We start from the raw sequence: 12,897 nt of genomic DNA, 5'->3' as shown, positions 1-12,897 counted from the left end.
AGGACCCATGCCGCTGCACCCCGGCCGGCCGGCCGGTGAGCGCCCGATGTCCGTCAACCCCTTCCTGGGGCCCGCGAACCCGGTCGGGGACATGACCTCGGCGCCGCCCAAGCACCGGCTGGCGGACGGCCCCATGGCCCCGTCGACGGCGTACCAGCTGGTGCACGACGAGCTGATGCTGGACGGCAACGCGCGGCTGAACCTGGCCACCTTCGTCACCACCTGGATGGAGCCGCAGGCCGGGCTGCTGATGGCGGAGTGCCGCGACAAGAACATGATCGACAAGGACGAGTACCCGCGCACCGCCGAACTGGAGCGCCGCTGCGTGGCGATGCTCGCCGACCTGTGGAACGCGCCCGACCCGGCGAAGGCCGTGGGCTGTTCGACCACCGGGTCCAGCGAGGCGTGCATGCTGGCGGGCCTGGCCCTGAAGCGGCGCTGGTCGCTGCGCAACGCCGGCCGCTACCCCTCGCGGGAGGCCCGCCCCAACCTGGTGATGGGCGTCAACGTCCAGGTCTGCTGGGAGAAGTTCTGCACCTTCTGGGAGGTGGAGCCCCGTCAGGTGCCCATGGAGGGCGACCGGTTCCACCTCGACCCGGCGGCCGCGGTCGAGCTGTGCGACGAGAACACCATCGGGGTCGTCGGCATCCTCGGCTCCACCTTCGACGGGTCCTACGAGCCGGTCGCCGAGCTGTGCGAGGCCCTGGACGGCCTTCAGGAGCGCACCGGCCTGGACATCCCGGTGCACGTCGACGGGGCGTCGGGGGCGATGATCGCGCCGTTCCTCGACGAGGACCTGGTGTGGGACTTCCGCCTGCCGCGCGTGGCGTCGGTCAACACCTCGGGGCACAAGTACGGGCTGGTGTACCCGGGGGTGGGCTGGGTGCTGTGGCGGGACGCGGCGGCGCTGCCCGAGGAGCTGGTCTTCCGGGTGAACTACCTGGGCGGCGACATGCCGACCTTCGCCCTGAACTTCTCCCGGCCCGGCGCCCAGGTCGTGGCGCAGTACTACTCCTTCCTGCGGCTGGGCCGGGACGGCTACCGCGCGGTGCAGCAGGCGGCGCGGGACGTGGCCACGGGACTGTCCGCGCGGATCGAGGCGCTCGGCGACTTCCGGCTGCTCACCCGGGGCGACGAGCTGCCCGTGTTCGCCTTCACCACCGCGCCGGACGTGACGGCGTTCGACGTGTTCGACGTGGCGCGGCGGCTGCGGGAGACCGGCTGGCTGGTGCCGGCGTACACCTTCCCGGCGAACCGTCAGGACCTCGCGGTCCTCAGGGTGGTGTGCCGCAACGGCTTCTCGGAGGACCTCGCCGGCCTCTTCGCGGAGGACCTGACCCGGCTGCTGCCCGAGCTGAGGAGCCAGTCGCACCCGCTCACCCGGGACCGGAACGCGGCGACCGGGTTCCATCACTGAGCACGTGGTCCGGCTCCCGTCCGGACCGCGGACGGGAGCCGGACCGCCCTGTCTCAGCGGCTCAGCCGCGCGAAACGGCGTACCGCCAGCGGGAAGAACACCGCGAGCAGGGCGGGGGGCCAGAGGACCGCGGCCCAGGCGTGGCCCGGTTCGGCGCCGGGGCGCCGAACAGGTCCCGTACGGCCGAGGCCGTGTGGGAGATCGGGTTCCACTCCACGACCGTGGCCAGCCAGCCGGGCATGGACTCGGGAACGGCGAACGCGTTGGGCAGGAAGCCGAACGGCCAGACCGCACGGTATTACCCGCCCCCCTCACTCGTCACACTTGATTACTCGGAGTCTTCCCGGCGCCGGTCCGTCTCCCCCGTCGCGAACGGGTTCTCCTCGCCCTCGGCCAGCACGCCGACGAACGGCTCGCCCTCCCCGGCGAACGTGTACGCGCCGCCCCGGATCCGCGCGATGAGGTCCCGCGTCCACGCGGCCCCGCTGTCGGCCGAGTGGACCCAGAAGTCCATGATCTCGCCGATGTGCCCGAGCCGACCGGGCCCGTCCTCGGGGATGTAGTACTCCGTGACCGCCCTGCGCCACTCCTCGATCGACGCGAGTCGCCGCTCCAGCAGGACCAGGGCCTCCGCGCGCTCCAGGTCGACCATCAGGCCGAGCCCGGCCGAGAGCACGTCCGGCTTTTGGTCGTAGGAGGTCAGCGCCTCGCGCAGCAGCCGGAAGTACTCCTCGGTGCCCTGCTCGGTGACCTCGTACTCGGTGCGCGGCGGGCCGCCGGCCGTGGAGGGGGCGGTCCCGTGCGCGACCAGCAGCCCCTGCTTGGCCATCTGCTTCAGCGCGTGGTAGATCGAGCCGGGCTTGGCGTTGGACCACTCGTGCGCGCCCCAGTACTCCAGGTCGTTGCGCACCTGGTAGCCGTGGGCCCGCCCGTGCTGGCGCACCGCGCCGAGCACGAGGAGACGGATCACTGACATGCCGCCCAGCGTAGGCCGCGCCCGGACGGCGCCGGGAGCGGCCTGCGGGAAGGCGCCGTACGGGTCAGAACGGGAAGCGGCTGCGGCCGTGCTGCACCGAGATCCACTTGGTGGTGGTGAAGGCGTCCAGCCAGGTGTCGCCGTTCAGCCGGCCCACACCCGAGTGCTTCTCACCGCCGAAGGGGACGATCGGCTCGTCGTGCACGGTGCCGTCGTTGACGTGGAACATCCCGGTGTCGATCCGCCGGGCGAACCGCACGCCCCGCTCGACGTCCCCGGTGTGCACGGCGCCGCTGAGCCCGTAGGGGGTGTCGTTCACCAGGCGCACCGCCTCCTCCTCGCCGTCGAACGGGACGAGGAAGGCGACGGGGCCGAAGACCTCCTGGCGCAGCAGGGCGGAGCCGGCCGGCAGCCCGGTGACGACGGACGGCTCGACCAGGTTGCCGGTGCGCGCGCCGTGCACCAGGGCGGTGGCGCCCTCGGCGAGGGCCTGCTCGACGACGCCCGCGAGGTGGTCCGCCTGCCGGGAGTTGATCACCGGGCCGATGACGGTCTCCGGGTCGCGCGGGTCGCCGGCCCTGAGCGTGCGCACCTTGGCGACGAACTTCGCGGTGAACTCGTCGGCCACCGCCCGGTCGACCAGGATGCGGTTGGCGGCCATGCAGACCTGGCCCTGGTGCACGTACCGGCTGAACACGGCCGCGTCCACGGCATAGTCCACGTCGGCGTCGTCCAGCACCACCAGCGCGCTGTTGCCGCCCAGCTCCAGCACCGCGCGCTTGAAGAGGGAGGCGCAGACGGTCGCCACGTGCCGGCCGACCTCGTCGGAGCCGGTGAACGAGACGACCTTCGGCACCGGGTGCTCGATGAAGGCGTCGCCTATCTCCGCGATGTCGGTGATCACGACGTTGAGCACCCCGGGGGGCAGCCCCGCGTCCTCGAAGATCTTGGCGATCAGGGTGCCGCCGACCACCGGCGTGTCCTGGTGCGGCTTGAGGACCACGCCGTTGCCCAGCGCGAGCGCGGGGGCGACGGACTTCAGCGCCAGGAAGAAGGGGAAGTTGAACGGGCCGATCACGCCGACCACGCCGGCCGGCTCGCGGTGGACGCGGTTCTCCTTGCCGTCCACGGGCGAGGGAAGGATGTGCCCCTCGGGGGCCAGTGCCAGGTGCGCCGACTCGCGCAGGAACTCCTTCGCCAGGTGCAGCTCGAAGCCGGCCTTCAGCCGGGTGCCGCCCAGCTCGGCGACGATCGCCTCGGCGATGTGCTCCTCGCGCTCCTCGAGCAGCCGGAGCGCCTTGTCGAGCACCGCGCGGCGGGCGTACCGGTTGACCGCCGCCCATTCCTTCTGCGCGCGGGCGGCCGCCCGGTACGCCTGGTCGACCTCACCGGCCGTGGCGATGGTGACCGACGCGAGCTTCTCGTCGTCGTACGGGTTGAAGTCGATGACGTCCCAGGCGCCGGTGCCCGGACGCCACTCGCCGTCGATGTACTGCTGAGCCAGGTCGGTGAAGTACGACGACATGCGATCCCTCGATCCCTTGCTGCGTCAGCAGAAAACCGGTCGGCACACCGCGGTGTGATGTCACGTCATCGTACGTGTGACGAAAGGGAGTTGAAGGGGGCCTCTGAGCCGGTCCGGGGCGTACTCAGGACAGCTGGAGGAGTCCGCGGAGCAGGTCCCGGCTCTCGGCGGGGCCCGGGCTGTCGTGCTGGAGCTCCTTGAGCGCCTTCTCGTACTGGGCCACGTCCTCGGGCTTGTCCAGGTAGAGCGCGCTGGTGAGCTGCTCCAGGTACACCACGTCCGAGAGGTCGGCGTCGGGGAAGCTGAGGATGGTGAAGGCGCCGGACTCCCCGGAGTGGCCGCCCATGCTGAACGGCACCACCTGGAGCCGGACGTTGGGCCGCTCGGAAACCTCGATCAGATGCTGGAGCTGGCCGCGCATCACCGCGCGGTCCCCGTACGGCCGGCGCAGCGCCGCCTCGTCGAGCACCACGTGGAACTCGGGGGCGTTCTCCGCGACCAGGTACTTCTGCCGCTCCAGGCGCAGCGCCACCCGGCGCTCCACGTCGGCGTCGCTCGCGCTCTTCATGCCGCGCCGGACCACCGCGCGGGCGTACTCCTCGGTCTGGAGCAGACCGTGCACGAACTGCACCTCGTAGGCGCGCAGCAGGGAGGCCGCGCCCTCCAGGCCGACATAGGTGGGGAACCAGCTGGGCAGGACGTCCGAGTAACTGTGCCACCAGCCCGCCACGTTGGCCTCCTTGGCGAGGGAGACCAGCGAGGCCCGCTCCTGCTCGTCCGTGATGCCGTACAGCGTCAGCAGGTCCTCCACGTCCCTGGTCTTGAAGCTCACCCGGCCCAGCTCCATCCGGCTGATCTTCGACTCGGAGGCGCGGATCGCGTACCCCGCGGCCTCGCGCGTGATCCCCCGCGCCTCACGCAGTCGCCTGAGTTGTGATCCGAGCAGCATGCGCCGCACCACCGATCCCGGCTCTCCCGCGCTCACGTTCGACAGCCTCCCCAACGTCTTCAGGGCCCGCAGTCTGCCACTAAAACACTCCGAGCAGTACTCGCCCGGTTACGCAAACGGAATCAGGCCGCTCGATCCGGTCAGGAAGCGGCACGGAAGGGGCACCGTGACGCAACGAGGGGGCAAGAGAACAGCCAGGGAGAAGACACGAGGATGACGGAAAAATTGCCCAACAAACCAGAACGGCAGGGCGGATTTCGGTCAGCTGCACGTGCATCTGCCCTTGCATCCGCTGTGCGCATCCGAAACCATGGTCCCCGCACCACCGCCGCCTCGCCACCACCGCGAATTCCGGGAGTGCCTCGCATGGGGACGAATGGATCGACCATGCTCGAGCCGTTACGGCAGGGCCTTCCGCCGCTGAACCTCGCGGCCGCCTCCGACGCCGCCTTCTGCGCCCTGCACGCCCGCTACGAAGCGGTGCGCGAGGCACGGCAGTTCACCCGCCGCACCCTCGACCAGTGGCATCTCGGCGACCGGTTCGACGACGTCTGCCTGGTCGTCTCCGAACTCGTCACCAACGCCCTGCGCCACGGACTCCCGGCGAACGCCCCGCGCCTGGCCGCCGAGCAGCCCCCGGTGCGGCTGCACCTCCTGCGGTGGACCGAGCGGCTGGTGTGCGCGGTGCGCGACCCCAGCGACGAGAGCCCGGTCACCCGGGACCCGCGGGACCTGCCGGACGACTGCTCCGCCGAGTCGGGGCGCGGGCTGTTGCTGGTGGACTCCTTCAGCGACGGCTGGGGATGGCAGCCGCTGTCGGGCGCGCTCGGCGGCAAGGTGGTGTGGGCGCTCTTCCGGCTCCCGCAACCCTGATCGCGGCGCGGTGTGCGCCCGTGTGGGGTGTCTACGCGCGTTGAGTTCGGGCGCCGCGCCCGTACGCGGTGACGGGGAGCGGGGACCAAGGGAGGGCCAGGGCACCTGCGGATCCCGGGGTCCAGCCGGGTCAGCCGGCGACCAGGTGGTCGAACTCGCCGTCCTTCACGCCCAGCAGCATGGCCTCGATCTCCGCGCGCGTGTAGACGAGCGCGGGGCCGTCGGGGAAGCGGGAGTTGCGCACCGCGACCTCCCCGCCCGGCAGCCGGGCGAACTCCACGCAGGACCCCTGCGAGTTGCTGTGCCTGCTCTTCTGCCAGGCCACACCGTCCAGCCGGGTGGCCGCCATGCCGTTGTACACGCCGGACGCGCCGGCACCGTCGTGCCCGTCACCGTCGTACACGTCGTGGTCCACAGGTCGCTCCCCGCTGGTGCACTGGCTGGTGTGACCATCGATGTAGTGGTCAACTGACCCGGATCATAGCTTCGTTCATGTGCACATGCATGGGCGCATGCACGTGCACGACGGGTGTCGGCGCGATTACAGCCTCACCGGCCGCACGGTGCCCGCTTTGACGGACGCTTTACCGGGCCCCGCTGCCTTAGAGACGCACGCGCGCGCGTTTGTGTTCCCTCCTGTGCCCTTCCGGTGGGCGGGCGGTGAGGTGTTCCGGGCGGCCCGGCGGCGATGGTGCGAGGTCCGTCACCCGCCCCTGGCCGGACGCGGGGCGGTTCCTGTTAGCTGGCAGCGGTCGTCCGGCCGCCCGGGCCGGCGTCAGGGAGGGGACCAGCGGTGACTACGGAGGCTGCGGTGGAGCACTTCGGTCCGGCACGCGCGCGTGGGGGACGTTCCCGGCGGGCCCGGTGGGCGGTCGCGGCCGTGGGGCTGGCCGGCGCGCTGACGCTGACGGCGTGCGGCGGCGACGGCGGCTCGGACGACTCCGCGGGCACACCCACCCCGTCCGTCACGCGGACCGCGGACTCCGGCGGCGGCACCGGGGGGACGGGGGACACGGGCGGCTCCGACGGCGCGCCGGCGGGTGATCTCCAGGGCAGCTGGCTCACCACCGCGGACGGCAAGGCGGTGGTGTTGATGGTCAACGGCGAGGAGGCGGCCCTCTTCGCCACCGGCGGCACGGTGTGCAGCGGCACGGCGAAGGGCGACTCCGAGCCGACGATCACCCTGAAGTGCCCGACCGGCGACGGCGACCGCACGAAGGGAACGGTGACGTCGGTCGACGGAAAGTCCCTCACGGTCACCTGGGACGGCGCGGCGGGCGAGGAAACGTACACGAAGGCGGAGGGCGGCAGCCTGCCCCCGGGCCTGCCGACGGAGGGCCTGGGTTCGTAGGGACGGCCACGGGTGGGCGCGGACGGCGCCCGCAGTCGGCGACGGGCCCGCACCCCGACGTCAGCGGCGCCGCCCCAACCGCCTCCGGGTGGCGGCAACCGCCTCCTCGGCCGCCCGGCTCCCTTCCTCCCACCCCGCCACATCACCGACCCCGCGCAACCGCGTAGTCGTCGTGGACGGGAACAACCGCTCCACCCGCTCCCCCACAGCGACCTCCCGCGACGCCAGCACGGGCAACAGATCGCCCTCCACCGGCACCTCGGCCGCAGCCGCCGCCAACCGCTCCCCCACCCTGTGGGCGTACGCGGCGAGGAAAGCCTGCCGAAACGTCTTCGTCCGCTTCCGCCCGCCCGCCCGCTGCGCCGCCTCCGCCTTGGTCATCGCGGTGGTCGCCTGCACCAGCAGCGAGGTGAACAGCAGCTCGACCGCCTCCAGGTCGGGCGCGAATCCCACGACCGTCGAGAATCCGAACGCCTCGTTCCACACCGCCCGGCAGTGGTTCGCCGAGGCCACCGCGTCCAGCAGCACCGCCTTGGCCTGCTCGTAGGGCGGCTCCACCCCGATCCGCACGGCGTCCGGACCCTCCGCGGCGGGCGTCCGCGCGGCGAGCAGCGCCTCGTCGACGCTGTGCCGCGCCATCAGCTCCTGCGCCTTGGCGCTCAGCGCCTCCGCCTCCTCCGGGAACCCGGTCGCCTCCGCCTTGGCCAGCAGCGCCCGGATGCGCCCGAGCATCCGCGACTCCGGTTTCCGCTCCCGCCCGCCGGACGGCGAGGCCCCCGCCGCCTCGTCGAGGGGCTCCAGCGCGGGCAGCCGCAGCAGCAGCCGGTACAGCTCCAGGACGGCGGTGGCGTACGAGAACCGGTCACCGCGCGGGGCGGGCTCCTCGGCCCGCAGCTCGGCGAGCTGCGCCTCCCACCGCGCCCCGCGCGTCCGCCCGTCCCGTCGCGCCTGGGCCAGGATCAGCGCGCCGGCCAGACGGACATGCGTCTCCTCCAGCTCTCGCCGCACCACCCGCACGACGTCGGCCGGCTGCCACCCCCGCTGCCAGGCGGCCGCGACGAAGTCCTCGCCACGCCGGGCGAGTTCGGCGTCCGCCGTGGGGTCCGCGGCGAGCAGGGAGGCGCCCGTGTCGAGGGTGTCGTCGCCCGTGTCGTAGAGGGCGGAACGGAAGGCGCGGTCGACGACGGAGGACGTACTCACAGGGCCGATCGTGCCACGCCGCGACCCGCCACCCGAAAGTGTCAACCACGGGTTGACACCCTCGCACTGTCAACTTACGGTTGACACATGACCACGAACCCCGCCATCAAGTCATCCGTCCGTCTCGACGACCTCATCGCGGCCATCAAGAAGGTCCACGAAGAACCGCTCGAACAGCTCCAGGACGCGGTGCTCGCCGGTGAGCACCTCGGCGACGTCGCCGACCACCTGATCGGTCACTTCGTCGACCAGGCCCGGCGCTCCGGCGCCTCCTGGACCGACATCGGCCGGAGCATGGGCGTCACCCGGCAGGCCGCCCAGAAGCGCTTCGTCCCCCAGGGCGGCAACGACCTCGACCCGAGCCAGGGCTTCAACCGCTACACGCCCCGCGCCCGCAACACGGTCATGGCCGCGCACAACGAGGCGAAGGCCGCCCGCAACGCCGAAGGGCTCCCCGAGCACCTGGTCCTCGGCCTGCTCGCCGAGCCGCAGGGCCTCGCCGTCAAGGCGATCACCGACCAGGGCGTCACCGTCGACGCGGTCCGCGAGGCCGCGCGCGCGGCGCTGCCGGCCGCCGTCGAGGACGCCCCCGAGCTGGTGCCGTACGGCCCGGCGGCCAAGAAGGTGCTGGAACTGACCTTCCGCGAGGCGCTGCGCCTCGGCCACAACTACATCGGCACCGAGCACATCCTGCTCGCCCTCCTCGAACACGAGAACGGCACCGGCGTGCTCAGCTCCCTCGGCGTCACCAAGGCCGCCGCCGAGGAGTACCTGACGAAGATGCTCGCGCAGTACGTGGAGACGTCCTCCGAGGAGGAACCGACGCGGGAGGGCTGATCCACGGCCCGGCCCGGCACCCCTCCCACCAGGCCGTTGTCACACCCTCCTGCGACACTCGCGTACATGGCCGGCCGGTGGGCGCTCGCTCCGGCCGAGGACGGTGGCGTGGACGTCGCCCCCCTCGGCCCCGACGGGCTGCCCTCCGGCCCGGTGCGGCGCGAGGCGGACCCCGCCGAGGCCGTGCGGAGCCGCCCGGGCGTCGCCCGGTGGGTGTGGCGGTCCACCGCCGAGGTCTACCCGCGCCTGCTCGCCACGGGGGTGCGAGTGGAGCGGGCGTACGACGTGGAGGCCGCCGAGACCCTGCTCCTCGGCCACGAGGGGCGGTACGGGGAGCCACGTTCGGCCGCGGCGGCGCTGGCCCGGCTGCGCGGCGGCCCCGTACCGCCCGACCCGCCCCAGCGGCAGGCGGACCCGGGCGCCCAGTCGTCGCTGTTCGACCCGCAGGCGGCCCCGCTGCCGCTGACCGACCTGCTCGCGGTCTACGCCGAGCAGCAGCGGCGCACCGACGCCACCGCGCACCCGGACCGGATGCGGCTGCTGGTCACCGCCGAGTCGGCGGGCATGCTGATCGCCGCCGAGATGAACCGCGCCGGGCTGCCCTGGCGCGCGGACGTGCACCGCGCGCTGCTGCACGACCTGCTGGGCGAGCGGTACGCGGGCGGGGGCGAGCCGCGCCGGCTGGCCGAGCTGGCCGACGAGGTGTCCGCCGCCTTCGGCCGCCGCGTCCGGCCCGACCTGCCGGCCGACGTGGTCAAGGCGTTCGCGCAGGCCGGGGTCAAGGTGACCTCCACCCGCCGCTGGGAGCTGCGGTCGGTGGACCACCCGGCGGTGAAGCCGCTCCTGGAGTACAAGAAGCTGTACCGGATCTGGGTGGCGCACGGCTGGTCCTGGCTCCAGGACTGGGTGCGCGACGGCCGCTTCCGCCCCGAGTTCCTCGCGGGCGGCACGGTGACAGGGCGCTGGGTCACCCACGGCGGGGGCGCCCTCCAGATCCCCAAGGTGATCCGCCGCGCGGCCGTCGCCGACCCCGGCTGGCGGCTCGTCGTCGCCGACGCCGACCAGATGGAGCCGCGGGTGCTGGCGGCCATCTCCCGCGACCCCGCGCTGATGGAGGTCGCGGGCCGGGAGAGCGACCTCTACCAGGCGGTGTCCGAGCGCGCCTTCTCCGGGGACCGCGACCGCGCCAAGATCGCCGTCCTCGGCGCGGTGTACGGGCAGACCTCGGGCGACGGCCTGAAGAACCTCGCCGCGCTGCGCCGCCGCTTCCCGCGGGCCGTGGCGTACGTCGACGAGGCGGCTCGCGCGGGCGAGGAGGGCCGGCTGGTCCGCACCTGGCTGGGCCGCACCTGCCCGCCCGCCGCGCGGACGACGGACGACGCGGCGGAGGAGGCGGGCATCCCGGTGGCGCAGGACGAGCCGGACCCCGACACGGCCCGCCCATGGACCCCCGGCTACGCCTCGACCGACGCCCGCGCCCGGGGCCGCTTCGCCCGCAACTTCGTGGTGCAGGGCAGCGCGGCCGACTGGGCGCTGCTGCTGCTCGCGGGGCTCCGGCAGGCGCTGACCGGCATGGCGGCGGAGCTGGTGTTCTTCCAGCACGACGAGGTGATCGTGCACTGCCCCGAGGAGGAGACGGCGGCGGTGACGGCGGCGATCCGTGAGGCCGCCGAGCAGGCGGGGCGGATCGCGTTCGGCCAGACACCGGTGCGGTTCCCGTTCACCACGGCGGTGGTGAAGTGCTACGCGGACGCGAAGTGACACCCCGACGGGGCGTCCGCACAGGGCTCGGCCGCCCGTTCCCGGGCGAAGTCCCGCACGAGGTCGTACGGCACGAAGCGCCCGTACGCGGTCTCCTCCAGCAGCGCCACCTCGGCCAGCCGCTCCAGCGCCGCCTCGGCCCGGGCCTCGTCGACGCCGGTGAGCCGGGCCAGCGACGGGACGTCGTAGGAGGGCAGGTCGAGGGCGCCGATGTGGCGCAGGGCGAGGGCCGCGTCGCGGTCGCCGCGGCGTTCGGAGGCGGTGAGCGCGTTGAAGGCGGCGTCCAGTGAGCGGCGGACGCCGAGGTCGTCGTAGTCGAGAAGGTCCAGTCTGCTGTCGGCGGCGGCGAGCTGCGTGGCGAGGGCGTCCGTGGTGAGGGCCCGGCGCGCGGCGAGCCGGGCCGCGACCACGCGCAGCGCCAGCGGGAGCCGCCCGGTGAGGGCGACCAGCGGATGCCCGGCGGTGATCCCGTCCCGCCCGGACGCGGCCCGCAGCAGCGCGGCGCTCTCCTCGTCGCTCAACGGCGCGAGCGGGAAGCGGGCGGCGCCGTCGAGGGCGGTGAGGGGCGACCGGCTGGTGACGACGACACCGCACCCGGGCCCGACGGGCAGCAGCGGCCGCACCTGGGCGGCGCTCACGGCGTCGTCCAGCACGAGCAGGGTGCGGGTGGGGGCGAGCAGGGACCGCAGCAACGCGGAGGCGGCGTCGGGGTGTTCGGGGACGGCCCCGGAGGGGACGCCGAGGTCGCGGAGGAGAGCGGCGAGGGCCTGCCCGGCGGTCAGGGGCGCCGCCGAACCGGGGTCGGCGCCGCGCAGGTTGAGGTACAGCCGGCCATTGCTGAAACGTTCCTCCAGAGTGTGCGCGACATGCAGTGCGAGGGCGCTCTTGCCGACGCCGACGGTGCCGCTGAGGACGACGAGCGGGGTCGTCGTGCCGTCCGTGGTGGAGAGTGCGTGTGCGATGGCCTGACGGGTGTCGGCGCGGCCGACGAAGTGGGCGGGGACAGGGGGGAGTTGGCCGGGTGGCACATGACCGGGCAGTGCCTGGGCGAACGGCGTCCGGGCGATCGGCGTCCGGGCGGGCCGGACCCACTGGGACGCGCCGTCCCATGTCCCGCTCCCCGGCGTCCCGCTCCCCGGCGTCCCGCTCCCCCGCAGCACCTCCACATGGGCGTCGCGCACGGAGGGCCCCGGCTCCACGCCGAGTTCGTCGGCGAGGCGGGCGCGCAGGTCGCGGTGGACGACGAGGGCCTCGGCCTGGCGGCCGGTGCGGTGGAGGGCGAGCATGAGCTGGCGGTGGTAGGCCTCCCGCAGCGGATGCTCCTCGGCGAGGGCGGCCAACTCGGGCACGAGGTCGGCCAGGCGGTCGTCGCCGAGGGCGAGTTCGGCGTCGTACCGCCACTCGTGGAACAGCAGCCGCGCTTCTTGGAGGCGGCGCACGAGGGCGTACCCGCCCACTTCGGGGGCGAGGCCGCCCAGCGGAGTACCCCGCCACAGCCCGAGCGCGGCCCGGCACTCCCCGCGCACCCGCTCCCAGTCCCCGTCGGCGCGGGCGGCACGGGCGGCGGCGACGTGACTGTCGAAGACCTGGACGTCCAGTTCGCCGTCGTCGGCGCGGAGGACGTACCCCGTGGGCACGGTGAGGAGGCGGCCGGGCTCGTCGAGGAGGCGGCGCAGCCGGGCGACGTGGTTGTGCAGCGAGGGCAGCGCGGAGACGGGCGGCGCCCCGCCCCACAGCGCGTCCTTCAGCACCTCGACGGAGACGACCCGCCCGGCGTCGAGCAGCAGGACGGTGAGGAGGGTGCGGAGCTTGGGGCTGGTCACGGGATGGACGGGGAGGCCGCCTCGGGCGCGGGGCGCCTGACCGCGGGCCGGCTCACCGCCGTAGAGGACCGGCGTTCCCAGCAGGCCGAAGCGCAGTCCGCGCCGAGTCACGCCGCACCACTGCCTTCCGGCTGACCGAAACGGAATCCATTGGCCTTATGTTAGCCATCCGTTGGCAAGGTTTG

Annotated in this window: 11 protein-coding genes and 1 pseudogene; 5 read left to right on the top strand and 7 right to left on the bottom strand. The window is 73.4% G+C overall.

Features of this window, described 5'->3' with window-relative positions; translation table 11 throughout:
• The first annotated feature begins 7 nt into the window (after window positions 1-7).
• On the top strand, window positions 8-1,417 hold the full coding sequence (gene gad, locus CCN29_RS10245) for a glutamate decarboxylase (RefSeq protein ID WP_006132599.1): 1,410 nt from the start codon (window positions 8-10) through the stop codon (window positions 1,415-1,417).
• A 53-nt stretch (window positions 1,418-1,470) separates the two neighbouring features.
• Here the strand turns inward: gad and CCN29_RS10240 are convergent.
• From CCN29_RS10240 to CCN29_RS10225, 4 genes and pseudogenes are all read right to left on the bottom strand, one after another.
• Window positions 1,471-1,706, bottom strand: a pseudogene (locus tag CCN29_RS10240) (ABC transporter permease); the annotation flags it as partial.
• Between the two features lie 39 nt (window positions 1,707-1,745).
• Window positions 1,746-2,393: a PadR family transcriptional regulator gene (locus CCN29_RS10235; protein WP_086681159.1), complete on the bottom strand. Its 648-nt coding sequence runs from the start codon at window positions 2,391-2,393 to the stop codon at window positions 1,746-1,748.
• 64 nt (window positions 2,394-2,457) lie between these two features.
• Window positions 2,458-3,918 (bottom strand): aldehyde dehydrogenase family protein, encoded by a 1,461-nt coding sequence (locus CCN29_RS10230; protein WP_086681157.1) that lies wholly within the window; start codon window positions 3,916-3,918, stop codon window positions 2,458-2,460.
• A 124-nt stretch (window positions 3,919-4,042) separates the two neighbouring features.
• A complete protein-coding gene (locus CCN29_RS10225) occupies window positions 4,043-4,879 on the bottom strand; it encodes a Sco1979 family transcriptional regulator (RefSeq protein WP_503167717.1) in 837 nt (278 codons plus the stop codon).
• Between the two features lie 375 nt (window positions 4,880-5,254).
• Here CCN29_RS10225 and CCN29_RS10220 point away from each other — a divergent pair, with 375 nt between their 5' ends.
• Window positions 5,255-5,740 carry an ATP-binding protein gene (locus tag CCN29_RS10220; protein ID WP_031062693.1) on the top strand — a complete coding sequence of 162 codons (486 nt, stop codon included), beginning with the start codon at window positions 5,255-5,257 and terminating at the stop codon, window positions 5,738-5,740.
• A gap of 130 nt (window positions 5,741-5,870) precedes the next feature.
• Here the strand turns inward: CCN29_RS10220 and CCN29_RS10215 are convergent, their stop codons facing one another.
• Window positions 5,871-6,155, bottom strand: a complete 285-nt coding sequence (locus CCN29_RS10215) for a DUF397 domain-containing protein (RefSeq protein WP_006132594.1) — start codon at window positions 6,153-6,155, stop codon at window positions 5,871-5,873.
• Between the two features lie 396 nt (window positions 6,156-6,551).
• Here CCN29_RS10215 and CCN29_RS10210 point away from each other — a divergent pair, with 396 nt between their 5' ends.
• The gene (locus tag CCN29_RS10210; protein WP_031062695.1) at window positions 6,552-7,091 is read left to right on the top strand and encodes a hypothetical protein; all 540 of its coding nucleotides are present in this window, start codon (window positions 6,552-6,554) and stop codon (window positions 7,089-7,091) included.
• A gap of 60 nt (window positions 7,092-7,151) precedes the next feature.
• On the opposite strand, the gene CCN29_RS10205 is transcribed toward CCN29_RS10210, so the two are convergent.
• Entirely contained in the window at window positions 7,152-8,291 is a 1,140-nt protein-coding gene (locus CCN29_RS10205; RefSeq protein ID WP_086681156.1) for a DUF2786 domain-containing protein, read from the bottom strand.
• An 87-nt stretch (window positions 8,292-8,378) separates the two neighbouring features.
• On the opposite strand from CCN29_RS10205, the gene CCN29_RS10200 reads away from it, so the two are divergent.
• Together CCN29_RS10200 and CCN29_RS10195 are read left to right on the top strand one after the other, a co-directional pair.
• Window positions 8,379-9,128, top strand: coding sequence for a Clp protease N-terminal domain-containing protein (locus CCN29_RS10200; RefSeq protein WP_006132591.1), 750 nt, complete (start codon window positions 8,379-8,381; stop codon window positions 9,126-9,128).
• 66 nt (window positions 9,129-9,194) lie between these two features.
• Complete coding sequence (locus CCN29_RS10195) at window positions 9,195-10,889, top strand: bifunctional 3'-5' exonuclease/DNA polymerase (protein ID WP_086681154.1); 1,695 nt, start codon at window positions 9,195-9,197, stop codon at window positions 10,887-10,889.
• Here CCN29_RS10195 and CCN29_RS10190 read toward each other — a convergent pair.
• The gene (locus tag CCN29_RS10190) at window positions 10,871-12,823 is read right to left on the bottom strand and encodes an AfsR/SARP family transcriptional regulator (RefSeq protein ID WP_086681152.1); all 1,953 of its coding nucleotides are present in this window, start codon (window positions 12,821-12,823) and stop codon (window positions 10,871-10,873) included. The two genes, CCN29_RS10195 and CCN29_RS10190, sit on opposite strands and share 19 nt — an antisense overlap.
• Window positions 12,824-12,897 lie beyond the last annotated feature (74 nt).

The sequence above is a fragment of the Streptomyces pseudogriseolus genome, assembly GCA_002154585.1.
Classification (GTDB): domain Bacteria; phylum Actinomycetota; class Actinomycetes; order Streptomycetales; family Streptomycetaceae; genus Streptomyces; species Streptomyces pseudogriseolus.
The sequence above is the reverse complement of the archived record's forward strand: the minus strand, read 5'-3'. Positions and strand labels throughout refer to the sequence as shown.

Coding starts and splice junctions, on each gene's coding strand:
- CCN29_RS10195 (WP_086681154.1), top strand. CDS start 9,195: ATGGCCGGCCGGTGGGCGCTCGCTCCGGCCGAGGACGGTGGCGTGGAC.
- CCN29_RS10230 (WP_086681157.1), bottom strand. CDS start 3,918: ATGTCGTCGTACTTCACCGACCTGGCTCAGCAGTACATCGACGGCGAG.
- CCN29_RS10200 (WP_006132591.1), top strand. CDS start 8,379: ATGACCACGAACCCCGCCATCAAGTCATCCGTCCGTCTCGACGACCTC.
- CCN29_RS10220 (WP_031062693.1), top strand. CDS start 5,255: ATGCTCGAGCCGTTACGGCAGGGCCTTCCGCCGCTGAACCTCGCGGCC.
- CCN29_RS10235 (WP_086681159.1), bottom strand. CDS start 2,393: ATGTCAGTGATCCGTCTCCTCGTGCTCGGCGCGGTGCGCCAGCACGGG.
- gad (WP_006132599.1), top strand. CDS start 8: ATGCCGCTGCACCCCGGCCGGCCGGCCGGTGAGCGCCCGATGTCCGTC.